This window comes from Candidatus Dechloromonas phosphoritropha (assembly GCA_016722705.1).
Lineage (GTDB): Bacteria > Pseudomonadota > Gammaproteobacteria > Burkholderiales > Rhodocyclaceae > Azonexus > Azonexus phosphoritrophus.
This window is the reverse complement of sequence record JADKGN010000004.1, coordinates 1,987,562-2,012,842: the sequence shown is the minus strand read 5'-3', so window position 1 is coordinate 2,012,842 and position 25,281 is coordinate 1,987,562. Positions and strand designations below refer to the sequence as shown.

Sequence of the window (25,281 nt, the reverse complement as noted above, 5' to 3'; positions counted from 1 at the left end):
CATGATCAATTACGCCAAGAAATCTCTTCTTGTGGCGCTGCTGGCCGGTATCGGCTTCGGCGCCACCGTCGCTCAGGCTCAAGAGCGCGTTTATGTCATCGACCAGCGCGACGTCGTCGCCCTGAGCGGCTTCGGCCTCTGCTGGCGCACCGGCTACTGGACTCCGGCGGCTGCCGCCAAGGATCCGGCTGGCTGCCAGTGCGACAAGGACCTGCTGCCGAAGGAAGTCTGCGAGCCGCCTGCTCCCGCTCCTGCCGTCGGCGTCAAGCCCACTGCCGAGAAGATCACCGTCGCCGCCGACGCCCTCTTCGACTTCGACAAGGCGACGCTGCGTCCGGAAGGCAAGGCCAAGCTCGACGAACTGGTCTCCAAGGCCAAGGCCATCAACCTCGAAGTGATCCTCGTCGTCGGCCACACTGACCGCATCGGTTCGGCTGCCTACAACCAGAAGCTGTCTGACCGTCGCGCTGCCGCCGTCAAGACCTATCTGGTCTCCAAGGGTATCGAGACCAACCGTGTCTATACCGAAGGCAAGGGTAAGACCCAGCCGGTCACCGGCGACAAGTGCAAGGGCAATGTCAAGTCCAAGGCCCTCATCCAGTGCCTGCAGCCGGATCGCCGCGCCGACATCGAAGTCATCGGCACCAAGTAAGACGCCGCGCTTCAGCAAAAACCCCGCTCGCGCGGGGTTTTTTTTGTTCATGTGATCGGGGTAAGCTGCCATGATCCAGTTCGTTCGTCTTGTTGCCAGCTCCGCCCTGTCCTTGGTCTTGAGCACGTCAGCCATCGCCGACGCCGGGCGCCCTAAAATCGGACTCGTACTCGGCGGGGGTGGCGCCCGCGGGGCGGCACATATCGGGGTTCTCGAAGTGCTCGAAGAACTGAAGGTGCCGGTCGACTGCATCGCCGGCACCAGCATGGGCGCCCTGATTGCCGGTGCCTATGCCTCAGGTCTGACACCGGCGATGATGCGCAAGGCAATGGCCGAGGCCGACTGGAGTGACATGTTTACCGACATCCCGGATTACTCGGATGTCAATTTTCGCTACAAGCAAACGCTGCAGGAATTCATTCCCGGCTCCGAGCTGGGCGTCACCAGCGACGGCATCCGCATCCCGCCCGGCGTCATCGATGGCGTCAAGATCAAGCTTTTCTTTAACCGCCTGGTCAGCGCTGGCAAGGATGAGCGGATCATCGAGAGACTGCCGATACCGATATCAATCATCGCCACCGATATCGGCAACGGTCGGCGCGTCGTCCTGCGCGAAGGCAACCTGGCTTCAGCGATGCGTGCCAGCATGTCGGTACCCGGACTGCTGTCGCCGATTGTATTGAATGGCAAAAAACTGGTCGACGGCGGACTCGTCGACAACGTGCCGATTGAGGAAGCACGCGAGCGCTGCAACGCAGATATTGTCATCGCGGTCAACGTCGGGTCGCCGCTATTGGACCCCAGCCAGGTCGGCTCTTTGCTCACTATTTCGGCGCAGATGGTCAACATTTTGACCGAGCAAAACGTGACTCGCTCGCTGGCCATGCTTAAGCCGACCGATATCCTCATTCAGCCTGATCTCGGCACGATCACCGCATCAAATTTCAGCCGCAACGCCGAAGCTGCGGATCGTGGAAAAGCGGCGGCCAACGCGGCACGCGGGCAACTGGCCAAACTCGGCGTCGACGCAGAAAAGTACGCCCTGTGGCGCGAACCGATCAACCGGCGCAACAAGCAACCACCGATCGTCAACGAAATCGAAGTCGCCGGCCTGGTCGGCGTCAACCCGGCCATGGTCGACCGTCAATTGACGGTCACGCCAGGCGAACCGCTGTACGGCTCGAATATTGACAACGACATCCTGCGCATCTACGGCGACGGATTTTATCAGGGCGTCGACTATCAACTGGTCAATTTCCGCGACCGTAACATTCTGCGCATCCTCCCTGTCGAAAAAAGCTGGGGGCCGGATTACCTGCGCTTTGCACTGAACCTGGACACCGATTCGAGCCAGGGATCCAGCTTCACCTTGCGCGCCGGCTACCAAAAGACGCTGATCAATGACCTCGGCGCCGAGATGCTGGCAGCCGTCAGCATCGGCAATACGATGGGGGCCGCACTGAACTACTATCAACCGCTCGATCCGGCACAGCGCTTCTTCGTCGAAAGCAACCTGAGTCATGCGCGTAGCTCGCTGGATATCTACGAGAACAACAAGCGTATCGCGCAATACACTACTTCAGCTACCGTGCTCGCCCTATGGGCAGGGACGAATATCGGCATCAAGGGTCAGGCACGCCTTGGACTGATAGCGCAAAAACGTTCGTTCGATCGGGATATCGGCAACCCCCTGTTGCCCAATTTCGATACAACTTATACCGGCTGGATAGCGTCACTTGCCCTCGACCAGATGAACCGCCTTTATTTCGCCACCCGTGGCTGGTCGACAAAACTCGACTATTTCGATTCGAGCGATGCCGGGTTCTCGCGCGTCGACGCCGACATTCGGGCTGCCTATTCGCGGGACAACACAGTGTTCACCGGGCGCGTAAATTATGTCGGGTCACCACGCGGGGAACTGCCTTTCTACAATCCCGGCAAACTTGGTGGCTTCCTGAACATGAGTGCTTTCGCCCGCGGGCAAATTCTCGGCGACAACATCACCTATGCCGGCATCCGCGCCGAGCAGATCATCGGCACTTTCCCGGTCGGCCTGCGCGGCGACATACGGCTCGGTTTCGCCCTTGAAGGTGCGCATGTCGGCACCTACTACACGGAGACGAATCTCAGCGGCACCAAAATCCTCAATTCGGCCGCCCTCTATCTCGGTGGCGAAACGCCTTTCGGCCCAGCCTATCTTGGCTTTGGCTATTCCACCAACGGCGCCTCCAACCTGTTCCTTTCGATCGGCATTCCCTGAGCGGCGCATCAGGACCGTTCACTGGCATAATCTGGTTTTCCCCCAAGGAGAGACACCCCATGAAGAACCGTTCCATCCTGCTCGCGGCGCTGATTGCCGCAGTTCCGGTCCTGGCTTCGGCCCAGCAGGCCGCGAAGGCCGCCACCATCATTGAGAAGGAAAAGGGCGCCGTTACCGTTGCTGACGCCGTCGAGCTGCAAGTGGTGGTGACCGCCCTCGACAAGAACACGCGGGCGGTCACCGTCCAGGAGCCTAACGGAAAAGTGATGACCTTCACTGCCGGGCCACAGATCAAGAACTTCAGCAAGATCAAGATCGGCGACCTGGTAACACTGAGTTATATCGCAGCGCTTGGTCTCGAACTGAAAAAGGGCGGCGGCAGGCTGCGCGAGAGCATCGAATCCGAGCAGACGGCCCGCGCCAAGCCCGGCGACAAGCCGAGTGGCAGCATGAACCGCACGGTCAAGGTCATCGCCGATGTCACCGCGGTGGATGCCGGTGCCGGCACGATCACCTTGCGCGGCCCGCAGCGCAGCGTCGATCTCGTCGTCAAGGACAAGGATCTGCTGAAGGACGTCCGTGCCGGTGACCAGGTTTTCGCAACCTACGAGGAATTGACAGTCCTGTCCATCACCCCGACCCCACCTCCCGCGCCTGAACCGCCGCCCGCCTCCGCGCCGGCAGCGCAGTAGTCTCGCCAACCGACCATGTCGGTTTGACCAATCGCCTGACCCTCTGCGCCACCACCCGCCTCGCCCAGGTGCTGCGCGGGGAGGCGCCGGAGGGTGTCACCGTCTGGCAAACGCGCCAGGCGCTGACCATCGCGCAATGGCTGGGCAACCTTGCCGACGAAGCCTTGCTTGGCGGCAGCGCCGACCTGCCAGCCGTACTCGACCCGTTTGCCGAGCGCCTGCTTTGGGAGCAGATCATCGCCGCCTCGCTGACCGACGCGGCTCCGCTCTTCGACCTTCAGGGCATGGCGACATCGGCAGTCGAAGCGCACGCCCTGTCGCGCCTGTGGAATATCCGGCCGACCGGCGCACTGTTTGCCGACGAAGCCAGGCTATTCGCCGGCTGGCAGCGGGAATTCGACAAACGCTGCAAGGTCGCCGGCTGGTGCGATGCGACCCGCTTCCAGCAGCAAGTGATCGGCCTTATCGCGGCCGGCCATTTCGCCTTGCCATCGGTCGTGGCTTTCGCCGGTTTCGACCGCCTGACCCCGCTCGACGAAGCGCTGATCGCGGCGCTGACTGATCGCGGCGTCAATATAGAAAATGTGGCCGATTCCGCCGTCGACCGCGACAGCGTGCAAAAAATGCTTCCCTGCGCCGATATCGCCGCCGAGTGCGCCGCCATCGCGTCATGGGCCAGCGCAAAGCTCGCCAGCAATCCGGAGAGCCGGCTCGGTATCGTCGCCCCCGATCTGGCCAGCGTGCGCGACCGCCTGGAGTTCGTGCTCGACGACGCGCTGCATCCGGCGCTGATTCGTCCCGATGGCGCCGAAATGCCGCGCTGTTTCAACTTTTCGCTTGGCCGGGCGCTGGCCGATCTCCCCCTGATCCGGATCGCCCTCGACCTGCTGGCGCTCGGCAGCGGGCGGGCCAAGGTCGAACAAAGCCGTTTCTCCGCGCTACTGCTGGACGGCGGCTGGGGGGCTGGCGAAGCGGAAGCCGACGGCCGCGCCCGGCTCGATGCCGCGCTGCGCCGCGACCTGCCCTATTTCACGAGCTTGCCGGCGCTGATCCGGCTCGCCGGGCGCCTGGCCGAAGACGGCGCGGCGCTCTGCCCGAAAACGGCGGCGGCGTTGCAGGGCTTGCTCGACACACTGGCGACCGCACCCAAAAAATTATTGCCGGGAAAATGGGCGCCCGTTTTGCGCAAGGCACTGCAAGCGTCCGGCTGGCCTGGTGACCGCGTGCTGTCGAGCCACGAGTTCCAGACCCGTCGCGCCTTCGGCGAAATGCTCGACGGCCTCGGCCGGCTCGACATCCTGCTCGGCCCACTGTCCCTCAACCACGCCGTACGCCGTCTTGGCGAACTTTGCCGGCAGCGTATCTTCCAGCCGGAAACCCGTGGCCGGCCAGCCATCCAGGTACTCGGCGTGCTCGAAAGCGCCGGTCTTGAGTTCGATGCGCTTTGGGTGATGGGCATGAACGACGACCAGTGGCCGCCTCCGCCGCGCCCCAACCCGCTGTTGCCGGCCGAACTGCAGCGCGCGGCGGGCGCCGCGCATGCCAGCGCCGAGATCGAACTCGATTTCGCGCAGCGCGTGCAGGCGCGCCTGCTGCGGGCGGCGCCGGAAGTGAGCCTTTCGTATTCGCTGGCCGATGGCAACCGGGTGCTGCGACCGAGTCCGCTACTCGCCGGAATTTCCAAACGCGAGCCAGCGCCGGGCGCATTCCTGACGCTGGCCCGGCAACTGGCCGACCAATCAAACCCGGTGCTCGCTGCGATCGACGATGCCGTCGCACCGGCGGTCGCCGAAGGCGAAAAGGTCGGGGGCGGTACCTGGCTTTTGCGCGCCCAGGCGATCTGCCCGGCCTGGGCGTTTTACCAATACCGGCTCGGCGCGGAGGTGCTGGGTAAGCCTGTCGAAGGCCTCGATCCGGCTGCCCGCGGCACGCTGGTACATGAGGCGCTGGAGGCTTTCTGGACGGCGGCACGCTCATCGGCGAACCTCGCTGCGCTGGGTGAAGGAGAGCGCCGGCAGGCAATTGCCGGCGCCGTCGCCAACGGCGTGGAGGCGTTCGAGCGCAAGCGCCACATTTCGCTCCCCGCCCGTTTCCGCAAACTCGAAGCGGTGCGCCTGGAAAAACTGCTTGACCTCTGGTTGGCCCTCGAAATCCGACGCCGCCAAGCTTTCGACGTTATCGCCTGCGAGCAGCGGGAGGCGGTCGAGATCGAGGGCATCAGGGTCAGCATGGTCGTCGACCGTATCGACCAGTTGGCCGATGGCCGGCAGGTCATCATCGACTACAAGACCGGCGCCGTCATCGATACCAAAAACTGGGCTGCGCAGCGCATTACCGAGCCGCAGTTACCAATCTACGCCGCGCTGGTCAACGATGAGGTGGCGGCCGTGGTTTTTGCCAAGGTACTGCTCGACAAGCCGGGTTTTGCCGGGGTTGCCGACGAGAAGGACATCCTGCCCGGCGTCCAGGGTATTGGCGATGACAAGCAGAAAATCTTCGATCCCGCCGAATTCCCGGACTGGGTAGCCGTCATCACCCATTGGCGTGAACGACTGCACGCCATCGCCCGTGAAGTCAAAGAGGGGCAGGCCGGTGTCGTCTTCGCCGATGAAAAGGCGCTGCAGTACTGCGAGGTTTTGCCACTGCTGCGCTTGCCGGAGCACCGTCGCCTACTGGCGACCGCACTGGCCGGGAGGCCGGCATGAGCATGGCACCCGACCGCCTCGCAGAAGACGAAGCCGCCCGCAAGCGGGCGCTCGATGTCGCCTCCTTCATCGTCGAAGCACCGGCCGGGGCCGGCAAGACCGAACTGCTGACCCAGCGTTACCTGTGCCTGCTGGCGGTGGTCGAGCATCCGGAGGAGGTGCTGGCGCTGACCTTCACCAACAAGGCGGCGACCGAGATGCGCGACCGCATTCTCGGCAGTCTGGAGCGGGCGGCGCGCGGCGAAATGCCGAAAGAGGCGCACAAACAATTGACTTTCGGGCTGGCCAAGGCAGTGCTCGCCCACGATGCCGAACGCGGCTGGCTGTTGCTCGGCCACCCCGGCCGGCTGCGCATCACGACGCTCGATGCGCTGTGTGCCAGCCTCGCCCGGCAGATGCCCTATCTCTCCCGTTTTGGTAGCCAGCCCGGCGTCGCCGAGGATGCCGAGGCGCACTACGCGACGGCGGCGCGGCGCACTCTGGAAATGGTCGAAAGCGATGGCGATGACGCCGAGGTGGTCGCTGCGGCGCTGGCTTTCATGGACAACAATGCTAGCCGGCTGGAAAAGCTGCTGGTGACCATGCTTGGCCGCCGCGACCAGTGGCTGCAGCATGCCTCGCGGATCGAAAGCGGGGCGCTGAAGGCCGAGGTCGAGGCTGGCTTCGCGGCACTGATCGAGCGCGATCTGGCGGCGGTCGAGCAGTTGGTCGACGGGCGAATCCAGCACCTGCTGATGCCGCTAGCCCGCTTTGCAGCGGCCAATGTGTCGGGCGTGTACGAGGCGATTTTTGGCTGGAATTCGCCGTTGACCGCAACAATCGCCGATCTGGCGCCATGGCAGGCGGTCGCCGGGCTGCTGCTGACCAGCAGCGGCACGCTGCGCAAGACGGTCGACAAACGCCTCGGCTTTCCGGCCGACAAGGAATTCGCCGACCAGAAAAAAGCCATGCTCGAACTGCTTGCCGACTTGCGCGTTGTGGCCGGGCTGGAAGCGGCGCTGGCCATGCTGGTCAAGCTGCCACAGCCCGAGTTGACCGAGGCTGAGTGGGCCACCGTCGAGTGTTTCTCGCGCCTGCTGCGCCTTGCCGCCGGACAGCTGTGGCTGGCTTTTCAGGAGGCCGGTGAGGTCGATTTCATCGAGATTGCCGCACGCGCCGGCTTGGCGCTGGGCGACGATGAGGCACCGACTGACCTCGCCCAGGCGCTCGATTACCGCATCCGCCACCTGCTGGTCGACGAATTCCAGGACACCAGCCCGAGTCAGGTCGGCCTGATCGAGAAACTGACACGCGGCTGGATGCCGGATGACGGCCGCACCCTGTTCGTCGTCGGCGACCCGATGCAGTCGATCTACCGTTTTCGCAAGGCCGACGTCGGGCTCTTCCTGCGCGTGCGCGAGCGCGGCATCGGTGACATTCGGCTCGGCCACCTGCGCCTGTTTCGCAACAACCGCTCGTATCCGGGTATCGTCGATTGGGTGAATGGCGCCTTCCCGAGCATCTTTCCGCCAGACGACAGCCCGGAAGCCGGCGCCGTGCGTTATGCCGAATCGGCCGCTACCCGGCCAGCCCGTGACGACAGCGGCGTCATCGTCCATCCGGTCATCGAGCGCGAAGGCGGCGATGGCGCCGTGGAGGAAGCCTGTCGCGTACTGGAGATCATCCGTCAGTCGCGCGCCGCCGCGCCGGATGAAAAAATCGCGGTGCTGGTCCGCGCCCGTAGCCATCTCGATGCGCTGGTCGCCGAAATCCGCCGCAGCGCCCCGGACCTGCGCTTTCAGGCGGTCGATATCGAAGGACTGGATGGCCGCCAGCATGTTCAGGACTTGCTGACCCTGTTCCGCGCCCTGCATCACCGTGCCGACCGGGTGCATTGGCTGGCGCTCTTGCGCGCCCCGTGGTGTGGCCTGGTGCTGGCCGACCTGCACGCGCTGGCGGCCGACGATAAGCAATCGACAATCTGGCAACTGATGCACGATGCGGCCCGGATCGCTCGCCTCTCGGAAGACGGCCAAAAACGCCTTTGGCATGTGCGCGACGTGCTGCACATCGCGTTTGCCCAGCGCGACCGCCAGCACTCGCGACGCTGGCTGGAAGGCATCTGGCTGATGCTCGGCGGGCCGTGCTGTCTGGAAGCGCCGGAAGCCCTGAGCGATGTCGAAACCTTCTTCGCGCTGGTCGACAGCCTGGTCGCCGCCGGCAAGCTGGATGCCGACACCCTGGCTACCCACGCCGGCGAACTGTACGCGCCAACCGACCCGCTCGGCGGTGCGCTGCAGATGATGACCATTCACAAGGCCAAGGGTCTTGAGTTCGATACCGTGATCGTCCCCGGCCTGCACCGCGTGACCGGCGGCAACGACAGCAGCCTGCTGCTGTGGGACGAAGTGGCCGGGGCCGATGGACGCCAGCATCTGCTGGTCGCACCAATGAAGCAGAAAGGCGCCGACAACGGCGAACCGGCAGCTTACGATTACCTGAAAAAGCTCGAAGCCGAGCGCGCCGCGCACGAGGATGAACGCCTGCTTTACGTCGCCGCGACGCGCGCCATCCGCAAGCTGCATCTGCTTGGCGTGGCGGTCGCCGACGACACCAAGGACGATGGCCTCAAGCCGCCGGCCAGCGGCACGCTGCTCAAGCTGCTGTGGCCCGGCGTTACCCAGGCAGCGTTTGCTGCCGCGCTGGCCGAAACCCCGGCAACGGATATGCCGCCGCCGGCCATCGACCCAGCATGCTTCGTGCCGCCACTGCTGCGTCTCGCCCGACCCGAAGTGCCCGAGGCTCTACAGCAACTTCCCGAGGGCATCCTGGCGGCCGACAACCCGCTCGAAGTCGATGTGTCCGAGCAAGGTTTGTCGCTCGAAGCCTCGGTCGGCACGCTGGTCCATCGCTGCCTGGAACTGATTGCAAAAAATGGCCTGAAAACGGCGTCGACCGCGACGATTGCTTCCATGCAGCCCATCTACCGGCGCTGGCTGCTGGCGCAGGGCCATGCAGAAGCGGAGGTGGCGCAGGGCAGCACCGAAGTCGTTGCCGCGCTGACCCGCACGCTGGAATGCCAAGCCGGCCGCTGGCTGCTGGCCGATCACCCCGAGGCCGGTGCCGAACAGGCTTGGTCAAGCCGCGACGAGCAGGGGCGCGCGGTCAACCATGTTATCGACCGGACTTTCATCGACGATGGCTGCCGTTGGATCATCGACTACAAGACGGCTCGCTTGCCAGAGGCCGAGTTGCCACGGCACGCCGAGCAATACCGGGCGCAACTCGAACGCTACGCCGCGCTGTTTTTCAACGATCCCCTGCCGCTCAGGATGGCGATCTTCTTCCCTCTGCACGGCGCCCTCGTCGAACTCCCCCGAAACTAGCCGCGGTCGCGCCGGATCGACTTGACGGGTCAAGCTTGGGATATACTGCGGCGAAAATACCAACAACATGATTTGATGTCGCCTCGACCGTGGAACATTCTAGCCGGCTTGTTCGTGGTCGCCTGCCTTGCCGCAGCGACGGCGGCTCACCCGGCTGCGGCCACTCTGCAGATCGCCGTGCTTGAAAACTCGCCACCGATATCCTTTCGCGACAGCGATGGCCGATTGACAGGTTTCGACGTCGAGCTGGCGCGAGCACTGTGCGCGGAAATGAAAGTCCAGTGCGAGTTTCAGGTGATGGTACTGGATCGCGTGGTTGACGCGGTGGCCGGCGGCGAAATTGACATCGCCGCGGTCTGTCTGCTCGATACGCCCGAGCGGCGCCGCCGGATCCTCCTTGCCAAGCCCCACTTCCGGTCGATCACCCTGTGGCTTGCCAAATCCGGCGTGGAACCGGGCCAGCGCGGCCTGCGTGTCGCCGTCGTCAAGGGTTCCGCGCAGGAAACCTATGCCCGCAAGCAGGGATGGAATACCGTCGGCGTGCTGACGAACAGCGAAATCGGCGCACCGCTGCTTGCCGGTATTGCCCAGGCGGCTATCGTGTCGATGAATACCAGCCTGCATCTACAGGGCGACAAGGCCTTTCAGGAGCTGGGCCTCGCCACGACGGTCATGAAGGTTCCCGAACTGGTCGGCAATGCGTCATTCGGCATCAACCCGCGCCGCCCCGAACTCAAGACCGCGGTAGACGAGGCGCTCGAACGTATCAATCGCAACGGGGTCTACGAACGGGTCAACACGCAGTTCTTACCTTTCCGGGTGCATTGATGCCGGCATTTCGATCCCTCTTTCTGGTTGCCGCCCTGTTGTCAGGAGCCCTGCATGCAGCCGATCTGCGGGTGGCGGTTCTGGTCCAGGATGTGGCGCAGGTCTCGTCGCAGGGCAATCTTGTCCCGAGCGGCACGCCCAAGGCAGACGAGGTGGCTTTCACCGACGAACTGGCCCGGGAGATCTGTCGCCGTATCCGTTCCCGCTGTGCCTTTTCCTACGTGACCTTCGGCGAAATCCTGCCCGGTGTCGAGGACGGGCGCTTCGATCTCGGCTGCGGCAACTTCTTGCGCTCGCCCGAGCGCGAGGAACGTGTCGCGTTCAGCGAACCGATCTTTCGTTCCGCATCACGCCTGATCGGATCGCCGGCCACCGCCCGCGCGTTTGCCGGCAAGATCGGCCACGAAGTCAATACCGGCAACCTGCGCGGCGCGCGAGTGGCGGTGATGGAAGGTACACAACAACAGGCATTCCTGAACGCCATCGCCGCCGAGCGCGATCTGACTGTCGTGGCCACGGCGACAAAGGCCGCTGCCTTCGACGCGCTGCGCGATGGCGGCGCCGACTTTGCGTTGCTGCCGGTACGCGCCGGTTATGCCCTGATCAGCCATCAAGAGACGGGGCGCTTCGGTTTTGTCGGCCCCGCCGTTGCCGATCATGGCCTTGGCGACACTGTCCACATCATCCTGCCAAAACAGGAAAACGCATTGCGCCGCTCGGTCAACCAGGCAATCGCGGAAATTCGCGCCGACGGAACGGGGCATCGCATCGTACGCCGACACTTCCCGGTAAACCTGGACTAAAGCGCGATGCCGACTCGCCCCAAACGTTACTCCGCGAACCGGGTTTTCGCCCTGCTGGCGGCAGCTTTCACGCTGCTGTTCGCCCTCGTCGTCATTTTTCTGGCTATTGACCAGAAACGTGTTCACGAATCATCAGCACGCCTGCAAAAGAAGACCGTGCCGGAGATCATCCGTTATCAGCGCCTGGCGCGCAATCTCGATCTATTGCGCCAGGAAGGCGAACAGGTCTTTTCTTCGGACACGCCCGAAGACCGCCAGCAGTCGCTGTACCTCGTCATGCTGGTAGCCAGTCATCCGAGCATTCTCGAACATCCGCGGGCGGCAGCGGCCGCCCGCGACACCGAGGCTTTCCTCGTCAAGACCGGCCATCTGGCCACACAGAACCCGGCCATGCTCAAGGTGCAGTATGCGGAATGGCAACAGCTTTCCAGGCGCCTGAACCTGCTGGCGGATGACATCCTGGTCGAGGGCGCCAATCTGGCGACCGCTGATCTCGACGACGTTGCCGCCGCCATGCGCCTCACCAGATACAAGCTGATGGGGGCTACGGCGCTGATCGGCAGCTTTCTCCTGGTGCTGCTGATCCTGCTCAGACAGCAGCTGCTGCGCCCGTTGCAGAAAATCGACCGCGCTCTGTCGTCTCTCAGCGTCGACCAGCCGGCACCGGAATTTCCCGGTGTCCGCCTGGCCGAGATTCATGCTGTCGAGGAAGCGACCAGACGCCTGCACGACGCGATGGTCAGCAATGATGCTGCGCGCCGCGAGCTGCAACTGTTGGCCAACCGGGACGGCCTGACCGGACTGATGAACCGGCGGCACTTCATGGAATCGGCCGCGGCCGAATTGCGGCGCGCCCAGCGCTATGGCCGGCCCGCTGCCGTCGCCCTCGGCGACCTCGATTTTTTCAAGAGTCTCAACGACACCTATGGTCACGGCGCCGGCGACGCCGTGTTGCGCACCTTCGCCGAACTGCTCGCCGAGAGTCTGCGCCAGTCCGATCTCGTCTGCCGCTACGGCGGCGAGGAGTTCGCTTTCCTGTTTCCCGAGAGCACGGTCGAGCAGGCACGCATTCTGGTCGAGCGTTTTCGCGAACGCTGTGCCGCGCACGAGATCCGGCTGCCCGACGGCCTGCTCATTCGTGTCACGCTCAGCATCGGGCTGGCGGACGCCACCCGCTGTCCGATCGACGTTGCCTTGCAACGCGCGGACCTTGCGCTCTACGAGGCCAAGCGACTGGGGCGCAACCGCATAGTCGTTGCGGCGGAGGCCGGCTGATGCATATCCTGATCGTCGAGGACGACCGGGTGATTGCTGAAAACCTCTATGATTTCCCCGAAGCCTGCGGACATCGCTGCGATTTCGCACCCTCTCTGGCATCCGCGGACGCCCTGCTCGGGCGCCATGAATTCGACGCGCTGGTTCTCGACCGCGGACTGCCCGACGGTGACGGTGCGCTACTGGCCGGTCGACTGCGCGCCGCCGGGAAATCACTGGCGATTCTGATGTTGACCGCACGCGATACGCTCGACGACAAACTGGCCAGCTTCGGCGGCGGCACCGACGACTACCTCGCCAAACCCTTTGCCCTGAAGGAAGTGGAGACGCGATTGCAGGCCCTGCTGCGCCGTTCGGGCGGCCAGCCGCCAGCACGGCAGTTGGCGTTCGGGGCGCTGTCCTGCGATCCGGCGGAACGGTCGGTGACGCTGGCCGGCCAGCCGCTCATCCTGCCGCCCAAGGCACTGCGCCTGGTCGAGGTGCTGCTACGGCAGCCACAACATGTCTTTTCGCGGCGCGAGCTGGAAATGGCAATCTGGGGGCGGGAACAGGAAGCGAGCGACAATCTGCGCAGCGTCCTGCATACCGTACGCCGGGCTCTGACCGATGCCGCTCCGGTCAAGATCGTCAATGTCCACGGCCTCGGCTACAAGCTCGTCAGCCGCTAGACGCGGGCCGAGCATGCGCCTGCGCATCGCACTGGCGCTGGGCGCACTGTCGCTCCTCGTGATCCTGGCACAGTCGCTGGCGATGCTCGCAGTATTCGACGAGACCGAAGAAGCGTTCATCGACCAGATCCTCACCCAGCAGATCGCCCACAGCATGGCCGTCTGGAAGACCGCGCCGGGATCGGCATTTCCCAACACCCCCGCCATGCAACTCTACCGGATCGACGGCGCAACGGCGCCATCCGCAGGGTTGCCCGCCCAAGTCCTGGCGCTGCCGGTCGACAACCATGAGATCCACCTCGGCGGTCGCGAAGCTCACGTGGCGGTCCGCCAAGATGGCGGCGCGCGCTACATCCTCGTGTACGACGCCGAAGAACACGAGGAGCGACTGCGCAGCCTGACGCTTCTCACGCTGAGTGCCGGCGCATTGCTCACACTGATCGTGCGGCTCGCGTCGGCGAGCCGGACGGCGCACCGCTGGCCGAGCCCGGGATGGAGCGCGAGATCCTGGCAATCGCCGGGGCGCTCGACCGCTACCGCCAGCGCCAGCACGAAGCGCTCGACCAGGAACGGGAATTTGCCGCGAACCTCTCCCACGAATTGCGCACGCCCCTGACCGCAATCCGCACCGATGCCGAACTGCTGGCGGCCCTCCCGGACGCCCCGGAATCGGTCCGGCGCCGCGCGAATCGCATGATTCAGGGGGTCGACCGTATCAACGCCCTCGGCAGCAGCCTCCTGCTCCTGAGCCGCGAGGCGGGACCCGCACTGCTCGGGGAAATCCGTCTTCGCGCCGCCGTATCGGCGGTCTGGGAATCGCTTTCGCACTCCTCGGGCAAGCCCGTCAGCCTGCGCCTGATGGTGCTGGAAGCGACTATCGTCAGCGCGGATCCGGCCCTGCTGGACCTGGCATTGCGCAACGTGCTCGACAATGCGCTGCGCCACAGCGACCGGGGTGAAATAGTCTGCGCGCTGGAAGGCAGTCGGCTGATCTTCTCCGACTGCGGCCCGGGGTTTGCAGAGGCCGAACTGCCGCGCGTATTCGACCGTTTTTTTAGTGGACTGCGAGGCCGGCACGGCCTCAGCCTCGCGCTGGTGCGACACGTCTGCCGCGCCAGCGGCTGGCAGGTCGGCGCCGGAAACGCGGCAACGGGTGGGGGAAGGGTCACCATCGATCTTGGCGAGAGCCTGCGGTCGAACTGACCCTGCCATTTTCTCCCGATTCGCTCACCCTGACCTCGCACGCAGTCGCGCATCCCGGCGCAACTCGAACAGTTCGCTGGCAATCACCAAGTCGCCAAGTTTTGCATAGCCAAAATTGTGCGGATCGAACGCCAACCAGTTCTTGTTCATGTGAGATCCGACGCCAGCAAGCGCCGCCCAACCCTTTTCATCGGAAACCGCTTCGACGGCGCTGCGGAGGTGGATAATGCCAGCGAGTCATCGACGATGACCGCATCGCTGCCGCAGTTGCCGCAGCAATGCCAACACTCCGGGGATCCCGGGACTTTTACTACAATGGTGGCCATGCTGTGATCAGCCGGGCTTGCCGTCTAGCCGCGCGCGCGACAGCACCAGCCAGTAGCGAATCGCGCAGATCGCGAAAGCGAGCGACCAGCAGATTCCAGAGCCGACGATCGTGCTCGCGTAGGCATCGGGCAAAAGCATCCCGCCGAAGACTCTGATCAGCACGGCGCACAGAATGAGCAGGAAAGTCATGACCTCAAAGCGGTCGGCGACCAGCGGACGGCCGGTGTGACCGCGCGCGGTGCGAGTCATCATGCCGAGGGTCATGCCGCCAATGGTGCCTATGGTCAGCGCGTGAAGCGCCAAGGGCTCGGCAACAGCGCCGAGCGCCGCCAGGGCACGCAGCACGAGATGGACGACCAGCCAGCCGTAAGCCACATGCAGCACCCACACCAACGGTGTTCGCAGCGTCCGCCAGGGTTGCCAGAGATAGAGTCGGGCGGCGTGCGCCAACGCAGCGGCCAGCGCAATGGCGGCGATCAGCGCCGCCGGCAACACCAGAATGTCCGCGATCAACAACAGCAGTACACTGCCCAGGGCAAGTTTTTCGATCAGCGGACGGCGAGTGGCTTGCGCACCGGGAATGCCGTTGTTGGTGAACATGGGAATGACCCGACCGCCCATCACCGCGATCACGAAGAGCACGACATCGAGCCCGGCTTGCAAGCCCGCTTGTGCGGGCCAGGCGATTACGCCGAGCCAGGAAAGATGCATCGCCAGCACCACCGCACCGAGTAGCACGAGCAGCGCGACGAAAAAATAGTTGCGTTGGTTGCGGCTCTTCCACAGCGGGATGGCGAAGGCGATTGCCACCGCCACTGGGAAAGCTGTATTCACCACCGCTGCGGCGAGCGCATAGGGGGTCAGCATCAGGACCCGCCCAGCAACCCAGAGCAAGGCAAATGCCATCAACACGCCACCGGTCGGCGTTGGCTGCCCGGTCCAGTTGCGGCCCGCCGTGAACAGGAAGCCGGTAATCACCGCCAGGGTGTAGCCGAACAGCATCTCGTGGCCGTGCCAGGCCGGGATGTGCGTCATCCCGGCCGGCAGGTAGCCGGCGTACTGCGCCACCCAGAGCGGAATCGACAGCGCGGCAAAGATGCTGGCCAGTAGATAGAACGGTCGAAAGCCCAGCACCCAGAGTGCGAAATGCCCGCCTGGTGCGTCGCTTCGTGCTTGTCGCTCCGCGACGATGAGCAGTTTTGCCATCGTGTTCTCCATTCTCAAGAAGTCAGTATCCAGCAATCTGGCTGAATTCGAGGCCGAAAGCTCTTTCGTTTCAGTACCTGTGCGCCAGACTTGGCGATGCCCGCGGTCCGCGCCAGGCAATTGTCCGCACTCGGCATGAGATCGCCTCGCCAACGCCTGCCTTCAGGCGGCGCGCGCCTCGCCGGCCTCTTCGTAGGTCCGACCATCCCGGATATGGTAGAGGCGCTTGAAGGTCGGGATGATTTTCTCGTCGTGCGTGACGACAATGATCGCCGCCTGGAAGCGCTGCGCCATTTCGTTGAGGATGCGAATCACGGTCAGCGCGCGCACGCTGTCGAGCGGTGCCGTCGGCTCGTCGGCGAGAACGATCGGCGGCTGGTTGACCAGCGCGCGCGCGATCGAAACCCGTTGTTGCTCGCCGCCGGAAAGTTGCCGTATCTGCGCCTCCGCCCGGTGTCCGACGTCGAGTGCCGCGAGCATCTGGCGCGCCCGCTCGCGCGCCTGGTCATTCGGCACACCGGCGAGCATCGGCAGCAAGGCGACGTTGTCGGTCACGTCGAGGAAGGGAATCAGGTAAGGCGCCTGGAAGACGAAGCCAATGCGGTCGCGGCGCAGCGCGCGCAGGTCGCTGACCTTCCAGCCATTGTCGTAGATCGCTTCGCCGGCCAGAGCGATCCGGCCCGAAGTCGGTTCGATCACCGCCCCGAGGCACTTCAGCAGCGTGCTCTTGCCCGAGCCACTGGGGCCGATCAGCCCGACCACCTCACCGGGCTGGATCGCCATGTCCACCCCCTTGAGCGCGTAGACTGCTGCATCGCCCTCGCCGTAACGCTTGCTCAGACCGCTGATTTCGATTGCCGGCTGGACCATGTCAACCGCCGATCGCCGCAGCCGGATCGACGCGCAGGGCGGCGCGAATAGCGACGACGCTGGCCAGCGCGCAGATCAACAACACCAGCAGCGCGCCGCGCAGCGCGTCGCCGGGGAGCAGCAGCACGTACTTGGGAAAGATCGGCGCCCACAGCGCTGCGGCGCTGCGCCCGACGACGAAGCCGATCACGCCGAGGCCCAGCGCCTGCTGTAGGATCATCAGCGCAATCGTCCGGTTGCGGGCGCCAATCAGCTTGAGCACCGCGATCTCGCGGACCTTGTTCAAGGTCATGGTGTAGATGATGAAGGCGACGATCGCCGCGCTGACCACCGAGAGGATGACCAGAAACATGAAAATCTGCCGCGCCGACGTAGCGATCAGCTTGGCGACCAGGATCTCGTCCATGTCGGCACGCGTATAGGCCTCGAGATGTTTCCAGCGTCTGATCTGCTCGGCGACCTGCGTTTCGTCGGCGTCCGGCGCAAGTCGCAGCAGTACGACATTGACCTGATGGCTGTTGGCCTGGCTGGCCTGCACCGCTTCGAGCAGCCCCGGGACACCCGGGCGGTTGAACGCCGGATTGGCGGCGGTACGCGCGCGCTCGTTTACCAGCGCGTCGTTGTCCTTGAGAAACTGCACCTCCTGCGCGTCCTTGAGCGGCACGAAGAGCATCGGGTCGCCGCCCGACGAGACCATGCGCCGGGTCAGGCCGACCACCGTGTATTCGTGACGGCGGATGCGGATGCGCTCGTTCAGGGCGAGCCCGCTGCGCACGTCGGCGATCGCCTCGTAGTGCGAGCGCGTGATTGGACGCCCGGCGACGAGGTAGCCGGGTTCGCCGGGGTGCCCGGGTTCGAAGCCGACGAGCATCACCCGTACTTCGCCACGTGTGTGCTCGATCTGCATCGTCAGATAGGTCACGTTGCCGGCAGCGGCGACACCGGGGATGCCGAGCAGGCTGCGGTAGACGTCGTCGCGAACGCTCGACGGCTCGGCGTACGGCCCCAGCGTATCACGCTGGACGACCCATAAATCGGCACCGCCAATGGCCAGTAAGGCTTTGCCGTCGTCGACCAGACCGCGGTAGATGCCGGCCATCGACAGCGTCACACCGATCAGCAGTCCGAGGCCGACGCCGGTAAACACGAACTTGCCCCATCCATGCAGGATGTCGCGCGCCGCGAGGTTGATCATGGCGTCGAACCGACGATCGCGGTGACGACTTTCACCCTGCTGTCCGGTCTCAATTCCTGCGCGCTGTGCACGACCAGCTGGTCATCCGCAGCGAGTCCATCGAGGATCTGGCTACGCCCGTCGAGCGTCGTGATGCCGACCGTGACCGGCTGGAAGGCGACGCGCCCCTCGTCAAGCCGCCACACCCCTTGCCGACCGTCGACCCGCTTCACCGCTGCCGCCGGCAGCCAACGCGCATTGGCCAGCGCGGCAACCGTGATCGTCACTTCAACCAGCTCGCCGACTGAGATCGCTTCCGGGCGTACAGCGAAGCCGACATTGACGATGCGTTCTTCGCTTACTGCGTCGCTGACCAGATCGACGCGCTGTACTTCACCGCGGTAGCTGCGCTGCGGGTCCGAACGCAGCACGATCTCTGCCGGCTGGCCGACGCGGACACTGCCTGCCTGGCCCTGGTCGATCCGCGTCCGTACCCACAGGCTTGTCGGGTCGATGACCTGCACCACTGCCTGGCCGCCGACGACCGTCGTTGCCGGTTCGACCAGGCGCGCGCTGACCACCCCATCGACCGAGCTCACCAGTCGACCCTGCGCCTGCAGCTTGCCAGTTCCGGCGACGTCCGCCTGCGCGCGTTCACGGTCACGCTGGGCCGCCGCGACCAGCGCTGTGGCGCCGGCGACGGCCGCCTTGGCGGCGTTGGCTTCGTACACCTTGGCGTCGACCGCCTGCTGGCTGACGAAGCCCTTGCCTTGCAACTCGTGATAACGGCGGGCCTCGGTGGTCGCCACCAGAGCGCGGCCTTGAGCCTCCGCCAGCGCCGCCTCGGCAGCCAGGATCGTGCTTGCAGCGCGCGCCACCGCCAGCTCGCCACTGAGCACACGCTCGCCGAGATCGACCGGATCGAGTTCGGCGACGAGCTGCCCGGCCTTGACTACATCGCCCTGATCGACCAGCACGCGCAGAACGCGACTGGCTTGTGTCGGCCCGAGCGCGTAGGCGCGGCGCGCCTCAACCGTGCCGATGCCGAAGGTGCTGGCGCTGAGCGGGCCATCCGTCGGCGTGGCGAGCGTCACCTTGATCGGCGCCAGCGGTCCCTGACTGACAATCAGCCAGCCGAGGACTATCGCCAGACCGATCGCGGCAGCGATCAGTCCTGCGCTACGGCTTAGGTGAAGCTTGGCCAACAGGCTCGTACGCATGTTCACCGTCCCCTTTGCCCGCGATAAGCGTCAAGCAGCAGTGGCCACAGCTTCTGCGCTGCACCGACCATTTCTCCTTCGTTGTCGGCGAGCGATGCCTGAATGACCAGGCCCTGCACGGCGCCGATCAGCAATACAGGTGCCAGTGCCTGGTCAAGCGCAGCCGGCAGTTCGCCGGCCGCCTTCGCCTCGGCAAAGAGTTGGCTCAGTCTCTGGCGATACCTGCTGATCATCGCGCGCACTTCGAGGCGCGCCGGCGAATCGCCCGGGTATTGCAACTCGTGGAAGAGGACACGCGGCACACCGGGGTTGCCTGCAATGAAAGCCACATGCGCGAGAAACACTTGCTGAATCTTGGTCAGCGGCGAGGCCACCTCGTCGGTCGCCGCCGCCAACGCGGCACCAAGCGCTTCACGTACCCAGCCGAAGACCGCCAGCCAGATCGCCTGCTTGTCGGGAAAGTGCCGGAATATCGCCCCCTGAGTGACGCCCATATGGTCGGCAATCGCCTGGGTCGTGATCGCGTCCGGTCCACGTTGGCGGGCCAGGAAGAGAACCGTCGTGACAATCTCACGCTGCCGCTGTTCGGTGGTCAAGCGCTGGCGTGACGGTATTTGGGAGGTAGTTGAAGCAGTCATGGCACCGTTACACCTACATTCCGAATAGTAATTAGATACTAGCCTACTCGCACAACGCCTGTTTGGCAACCGTCGAGTCGCCCGATTTATTGGGTACTAACGGAAATCCTTGTAGAGAGAAAACCAAGGGGAATCACGGGCCGCTCGCTGGTGGCCAAATACCAGCGAAGCACTGCCAACTTTGATGTGAAGCGGGTTGGACCCGCGCGGGGTATGCCTGATTAGCTCAAGGGGAAGAAGCCATTCCCGACTAACGAAAGAGGCCCCCGCGCATGTCCTTCATCAGGGTCTGGGCAAGAAGCCCGACGCGCCCCATGGGAAGTCCCCTTGGAGGATGACCGGTTGTAGTACCGCAGTCCTTCACCTTCTTTACTTCAACATAGCAGACCAGATGGGCAGGCAGATCATTGAGGCAGAACAACGATGAGACAGTAAAAATCAGAAAACCGTTTGCTAAATATGGAGAAGCTCTTGTAGTTTGAGCTTAGGGGCCGGCGGAGGGCGAAGCCCGGAGCGAACCTGCAAGCGCAGCTTGCAGGTGGTCCCCACAAACGAATGGTTGGGCCTCATTCAGGGAAAACTCCTTGAGCATGCAACTCGTCGGCATGCTTCCACAAACCGTAGCCGCTTGGAGGAAGCGCCAGAAGTTCCAAAACATCTCGTGATGAAAGAAGTCGCTCAAAGATCAGCAGGAATCGCTGGTCAATAATGTCCTTGTATAACTCGGAAACCTCCTCCAAAGTGAATTCGCAGGCGTGAACCCAGCCAAGTTTGTAGAACTGAGGGGCGGTTGGGCCATCGGCCGTAATCGTACGTAACTGACCTGTCCTTGAGCAGTATGAAAGAACCGCAATGGCGTCCTCTCCGAGAACGCAGGACTCTGGATATGGTGCAAGAACTTCGGTCATGAGTTGCTGCCGTTTCAACAGCTGAAAGAGAACGCCAGTTGGTGTGGCAAGGCCAACAATGGCTACTTCGGATGTGTATGAATGGAATCGAAAGAGCTGAACGCGGCTCCCCAAATGCTGCTTGCGACACACGCGGACCACGACGGAGACATTCCCGCAGTCGTGGCTGTGTGCGAGTCTGTGCAGTTGTCCGCGTGATTCCGCCACCTCCAAGACTCGTTCCCCAACTTCCAGAGTGAGTTCGGCGTCTATGGCCAGAATGCCAAGGTAGGGCTCGACTCCGTTAACGAAAATTGTGGAAAGCTGCACGAGCGCGGGCTCCAGTCCGTCATCCTCGTGGGCAGTGCCCATCTGTTGTGCCACGGCCTTGATGAGGTATTCGTGCGTAAGGGGCTTGCCAAGGACGACCAGCGCCTCTCCTTCCTTGATCACGGCACGAAGCGAGTGGTTGCCGGGGACTAGCCGTGGATCTCCTTTTCCTGCACGGAAGATTGGGACAATCATGAATTCCAGGCCGCGTACAAGAGGATGGTCTTGCTTTAGCTTTCCAGGTAAATGAAGCGCTACCAGATCACCGACTTTCAGTTCATCGGTTAATCGCCAGAGAAGGCCTTCAGTCCCGCTGGACCTGCACACGAGTGTTCTCAGTTCCGCGGCGATTACCTTAAGATGACTCTTACTGTCGCGCAACTTATGCAGGTGCTGGCGCAGCAATTACATGTGCGCGTCCAAGTCCAACAGCTTCTGCTCAATCGATTTCGCGTTTCGGTTGGAGGACACGGCAAAAACCCTCTAAGAGGCCCAACGAAGGGGTAGAAAAACTCGCTCAGCAAAATTGAGGGGCAATTTTGAGGAATGATTTATGTCTCCCGAAACCGAGATCGTCGATTCTGGAGCGATTGTGGAAGCCGCAAATTTCTGGTACGAGGGCATTTTTCGCGAAAACGGGATTTTCTACAGCTTCAATGTTTGAATTCACCGGACTTGCGCAGCTCTATCCGCAGGGTCTGGTGGAATGATAGGTTGGGCCTCATGTCATTGGGCGACCGGGAAGCAAGGAGCTCAGAGATGGCGCACTTCATCTGGTAAATTTCCTCATTCGTTATTTTGTCCATCAGCATATCTGATCGGTGCCGCAATAAGTTCCTGCGGAATTGCGTTGTCTAACGATGCAAGTTGAACCGCCACGTAGTGCCCACCAATCTGCTCTACGTACCCACGTGCAAACGAGCGCACGCCGCAATGTCGACAGAAAAGATGGTGTCCGACTTTTTGTCCGAATTGGTAGTCGTTCAATGCGCCTTCATCCGAAAGTAGCCGAAAAGCGTCGGGCTTAATAATCGCGTTCCAGTTTCTTGTTTTTGTGCAAATTGAACAATTGCATTTGTTAGTTCCAACGCTCAAGTTGATGTCGGCCTCGAAGCCTACTGCGCCACAGTGGCAACTTCCCTGGTAAGTTTTCAACATGCTAAAACTCCTCATGTGACAAAGCTAGCTCATTGGCGCGTCTGAGGCCCAATGTTGGAGTTAGGCGTCTGCGTGTAATTTGAGTTCATTGCGTTCCTGTCAACAGCATTTCCGCCAAGTCTGTCGTCGGAACCCAAATGCCTTCTGTACCCTGTAGGTATAGCGGTGTTTTCCATGGCTGGCGGATCGAGTTGGCTATTTCTTGTCAAGGAGTTGCTTCAGGAAGCGGCCCGTGTGGCTGGCCTTGCATTTGGCGATCTGTTCGGGCGTCCCGGCGACAAGAATCCGTCCACCGCCGTCGCCGCCTTCCGGGCCGAGGTCGACGATCCAGTCGGCGGTTTTTATGACGTCAAGGTTGTGCTCGATGATGACGATGGTGTTGCCGTTGGCGGCCAGCCGCTGCAGCACGCTGAGCAGCATTTCGATGTCCTGGAAATGCAGGCCGGTGGTCGGTTCGTCGAGGATGTACAGGGTGCGGCCAGTGTCGCGTTTGGAGAGTTCAAGCGCCAGCTTGACGCGCTGCGCTTCGCCGCCGGACAGCGTGGTGGCGCTCTGGCCCAGCGTGATGTAGCTGAGGCCGACGTCGACCAGCGTTTGCAGCTTGCGGGCGACGACCGGCACGGCGCCGAAGAACTCGCGGGCCTGCTCGACGGTCATGCCGAGCACGTCGTGAATGGTTTTACCCTTGTACTGCACTTCCAGCGTTTCGCGGTTGTAGCGCTTGCCGTGGCAGACGTCGCAGGGGACGTAGATGTCGGGCAGGAAGTGCATTTCGACCTTGATCATGCCATCGCCCTGACAGGCTTCGCAGCGGCCGCCCTTGACGTTGAAGCTGAAGCGCCCCGGTCCATAGCCGCGGACGCGCGATTCCGGCACCTGCGAAAACAGTTCGCGGATCGGCGTCAGCAGGCCGGTGTAGGTCGCCGGGTTGGAGCGCGGCGTGCGGCCGATCGGCGCCTGGTCGACGTTGATCACCTTGTCGAACAGTTCGAGTCCGGAAATTTCCTTGTACGGTGCCGGTTCGGTCGACGAGCCGTAGAGGTGTTTGGCGGCCGCGGCGTAGAGTGTGTCGTTGATCAGCGTCGATTTGCCGGAGCCGGATACGCCGGTGATGCAGGAGAACAGGCCCACCGGCAGTTCGAGCGTGACATCCTTCAGGTTGTTGCCACAGGCGCCGGTCACCAGGATACGTCTGCCAGCCTGGCGCGGTCGACGCGTTTTTGGGGTCGGAATTGCCTTGCGCCCGGAAAGATAATCGCCAGTCATCGAGGCTGGGTTGGCCGCCACTTCAGCCGGCGTCCCTTCGGCAACGATGAAGCCGCCGTGGATACCGGCGCCGGGGCCGATGTCGATCACGTAGTCGGCTGACCGAATCGCATCCTCGTCGTGTTCGACAACGAGCACCGAGTTACCCATGTCACGCAGGTTTTTCAGCGTTTGCAGCAGGCGGTCGTTGTCGCGCTGGTGCAGGCCAATCGATGGCTCATCGAGGACGTACATGACTCCGGTCAGCCCCGAGCCGATCTGCGAGGCCAGCCGGATGCGTTGTGATTCGCCGCCGGACAGCGTTTCGGCCGAGCGTTCGAGGCACAGGTAATCGAGGCCGACGTTGATCAGGAAGGAGAGGCGGGCGGTGATTTCCTTGAGAATCTTGTCGGCCACCTGCGCCTTGGCGCCGGTAAGCGTCAGGCAGCTGAAGTAGTTGCGCGCTTCGCCGAGCGGCAGGCGGCTGATTTCATGCAGCGTCCTGGTGCCGACACGCACGTGCCGCGCCTCGATGCGCAGGCGGGTACCGGCGCACTGCGGACACCCGGTATTGCTGATGTATTTGGAAAGCTCCTCGCGCACCGCCTGCGAGTCGCTGCCCCGGTAGCGCCGCTCCAGATTGGGGATGATGCCCTCGAAGGTGTGGCTACGGTCGAAGCGTGTGCCCCTTTCGTTGAGGTAGTGGAAATTGATCTCGGTGCGCCCGGAGCCATAAAGAATCACCTGGCGGAATTCCTCGGGCAGTTCGCCGAACGGCGTATCGACCGAGAAGCCGTAATGCGCGCCCAGCGATTCGATGATCTGGAAGTAGAACTGGTTCTTCCTGTCCCAACCGCGAATTGCCCCACCCGCCAGCGACAGTGCCGGGTTGCCGACCACGCGCCGCGGGTCGAAAAACTGGATCACCCCGAGGCCGTCGCATTTCGGACACGCGCCCATCGGGTTGTTGAAGGAAAAGAGGCGCGGCTCCAGTTCCTGCAGGGCGTATGAGCAGACCGGGCAGGCGAACTTGGCCGAGAACAGGTGTTCCTTGCCGCTGTCCATCTCCAGCGCAATCGCCCGGCCGTCGGCATGACGCAAGGCAGTTTCGAAGGATTCGGCCAGGCGCTGGCGCATGTCGTCGCGCACCTTCAGACGATCGACCACGACGTCGACATTGTGCTTCTGCGACTTGGTCAGCTTGGGCACCGCGTCAAGTTCATGCACCGCGCCGTCGACCCGCACCCGGGCGAATCCCTGGGCGCGTAGCTCAGCGAAGAGATCGACCTGCTCGCCCTTGCGGTTGGCAACCACCGGCGCGAGAATCATCAGCCGCGTTTCTTCGGGCAGCGCCAGTACGTGGTCGACCATCTGCGATACGGTCTGCGCTTTCAGCGGCTGGTTGTGGTCGGGACAATACGGCGTCCCGGCGCGGGCAAAGAGCAGGCGCAGATAGTCGTGGATTTCGGTAACGGTGCCGACGGTCGACCGCGGGTTGTGCGAAGTCGCCTTCTGCTCGATCGAAATTGCCGGCGAGAGTCCCTCGATCAGGTCGACGTCGGGTTTCTCCATCAACTGCAGGAACTGCCGCGCGTAAGCCGACAACGATTCGACATAACGCCGCTGTCCCTCGGCGTAGAGGGTGTCGAAGGCCAGCGAGGACTTGCCCGACCCGGACAGCCCGGTAATCACGATCAGCCGGTTGCGCGGCAGATCGAGATTGATGTTCTTCAGATTATGGGTGCGCGCACCGCGAATGCGGATGGTTTCCATGA

Annotated in this window: 19 protein-coding genes; 10 read left to right on the top strand and 9 right to left on the bottom strand. The window is 63.2% G+C overall.

Annotated elements, in window-relative coordinates; genetic code table 11:
* Position 1: 1 nt before the first annotated feature.
* From IPP03_15405 to IPP03_15360, 10 genes are all read left to right on the top strand, one after another.
* Complete coding sequence (locus IPP03_15405; protein ID MBL0353966.1) at positions 2 to 652, top strand: OmpA family protein; 651 nt, start codon at positions 2 to 4, stop codon at positions 650 to 652.
* Between the two features lie 70 nt (positions 653 to 722).
* Positions 723 to 2,912 (top strand): patatin-like phospholipase family protein, encoded by a 2,190-nt coding sequence (locus IPP03_15400; GenBank protein ID MBL0353965.1) that lies wholly within the window; start codon positions 723 to 725, stop codon positions 2,910 to 2,912.
* A 59-nt stretch (positions 2,913 to 2,971) separates the two neighbouring features.
* The gene (locus tag IPP03_15395; protein ID MBL0353964.1) at positions 2,972 to 3,604 is read left to right on the top strand and encodes a hypothetical protein; all 633 of its coding nucleotides are present in this window, start codon (positions 2,972 to 2,974) and stop codon (positions 3,602 to 3,604) included.
* Between the two features lie 23 nt (positions 3,605 to 3,627).
* Positions 3,628 to 6,309 (top strand): PD-(D/E)XK nuclease family protein, encoded by a 2,682-nt coding sequence (locus IPP03_15390; GenBank protein MBL0353963.1) that lies wholly within the window; start codon positions 3,628 to 3,630, stop codon positions 6,307 to 6,309.
* A complete protein-coding gene (locus IPP03_15385) occupies positions 6,306 to 9,674 on the top strand; it encodes a UvrD-helicase domain-containing protein (protein MBL0353962.1) in 3,369 nt (1,122 codons plus the stop codon). Before IPP03_15390 ends, IPP03_15385 begins: the two co-directional genes overlap by 4 nt.
* Positions 9,675 to 9,749: 75 nt before the next feature.
* A complete protein-coding gene (locus tag IPP03_15380; GenBank protein MBL0353961.1) occupies positions 9,750 to 10,502 on the top strand; it encodes an amino acid ABC transporter substrate-binding protein in 753 nt (250 codons plus the stop codon).
* Positions 10,502 to 11,305, top strand: a complete 804-nt coding sequence (locus tag IPP03_15375; GenBank protein MBL0353960.1) for an amino acid ABC transporter substrate-binding protein — start codon at positions 10,502 to 10,504, stop codon at positions 11,303 to 11,305. Before IPP03_15380 ends, IPP03_15375 begins: the two co-directional genes overlap by 1 nt.
* A gap of 6 nt (positions 11,306 to 11,311) precedes the next feature.
* Entirely contained in the window at positions 11,312 to 12,580 is a 1,269-nt protein-coding gene (locus tag IPP03_15370; protein MBL0353959.1) for a GGDEF domain-containing protein, read from the top strand.
* Positions 12,580 to 13,248, top strand: coding sequence for a response regulator transcription factor (locus tag IPP03_15365; GenBank protein ID MBL0353958.1), 669 nt, complete (start codon positions 12,580 to 12,582; stop codon positions 13,246 to 13,248). The genes IPP03_15370 and IPP03_15365 overlap by 1 nt, the downstream gene beginning before the upstream one ends.
* Before the next feature lie 492 nt (positions 13,249 to 13,740).
* Positions 13,741 to 14,451: a HAMP domain-containing histidine kinase gene (locus tag IPP03_15360; GenBank protein ID MBL0353957.1), complete on the top strand. Its 711-nt coding sequence runs from the start codon at positions 13,741 to 13,743 to the stop codon at positions 14,449 to 14,451.
* Between the two features lie 24 nt (positions 14,452 to 14,475).
* Here IPP03_15360 and IPP03_15355 read toward each other — a convergent pair whose 3' ends face one another.
* The 9 genes from IPP03_15355 to uvrA all read right to left on the bottom strand — a co-directional run bounded on the left by IPP03_15355 (position 14,476) and on the right by uvrA (position 25,279).
* A complete protein-coding gene (locus IPP03_15355; protein ID MBL0353956.1) occupies positions 14,476 to 14,679 on the bottom strand; it encodes an OST-HTH/LOTUS domain-containing protein in 204 nt (67 codons plus the stop codon).
* Between the two features lie 105 nt (positions 14,680 to 14,784).
* Complete coding sequence (locus tag IPP03_15350; protein MBL0353955.1) at positions 14,785 to 15,984, bottom strand: NnrS family protein; 1,200 nt, start codon at positions 15,982 to 15,984, stop codon at positions 14,785 to 14,787.
* 162 nt (positions 15,985 to 16,146) lie between these two features.
* A complete protein-coding gene (locus IPP03_15345; protein ID MBL0353954.1) occupies positions 16,147 to 16,854 on the bottom strand; it encodes an ABC transporter ATP-binding protein in 708 nt (235 codons plus the stop codon).
* A 1-nt stretch (position 16,855) separates the two neighbouring features.
* On the bottom strand, positions 16,856 to 18,049 hold the full coding sequence (locus IPP03_15340) for an ABC transporter permease (GenBank protein MBL0353953.1): 1,194 nt from the start codon (positions 18,047 to 18,049) through the stop codon (positions 16,856 to 16,858).
* The gene (locus IPP03_15335; GenBank protein MBL0353952.1) at positions 18,046 to 19,248 is read right to left on the bottom strand and encodes an efflux RND transporter periplasmic adaptor subunit; all 1,203 of its coding nucleotides are present in this window, start codon (positions 19,246 to 19,248) and stop codon (positions 18,046 to 18,048) included. The genes IPP03_15340 and IPP03_15335 overlap by 4 nt, the downstream gene beginning before the upstream one ends.
* A 2-nt stretch (positions 19,249 to 19,250) precedes the next feature.
* Entirely contained in the window at positions 19,251 to 19,886 is a 636-nt protein-coding gene (locus IPP03_15330) for a TetR/AcrR family transcriptional regulator (GenBank protein MBL0353951.1), read from the bottom strand.
* 566 nt (positions 19,887 to 20,452) lie between these two features.
* Positions 20,453 to 21,508: a hypothetical protein gene (locus tag IPP03_15325; GenBank protein MBL0353950.1), complete on the bottom strand. Its 1,056-nt coding sequence runs from the start codon at positions 21,506 to 21,508 to the stop codon at positions 20,453 to 20,455.
* Between the two features lie 381 nt (positions 21,509 to 21,889).
* Positions 21,890 to 22,261 (bottom strand): GFA family protein, encoded by a 372-nt coding sequence (locus tag IPP03_15320; protein MBL0353949.1) that lies wholly within the window; start codon positions 22,259 to 22,261, stop codon positions 21,890 to 21,892.
* 195 nt (positions 22,262 to 22,456) lie between these two features.
* The gene (uvrA, locus tag IPP03_15315; protein ID MBL0353948.1) at positions 22,457 to 25,279 is read right to left on the bottom strand and encodes an excinuclease ABC subunit UvrA; all 2,823 of its coding nucleotides are present in this window, start codon (positions 25,277 to 25,279) and stop codon (positions 22,457 to 22,459) included.
* Between the last annotated feature and the right edge of the window lie 2 nt (positions 25,280 to 25,281).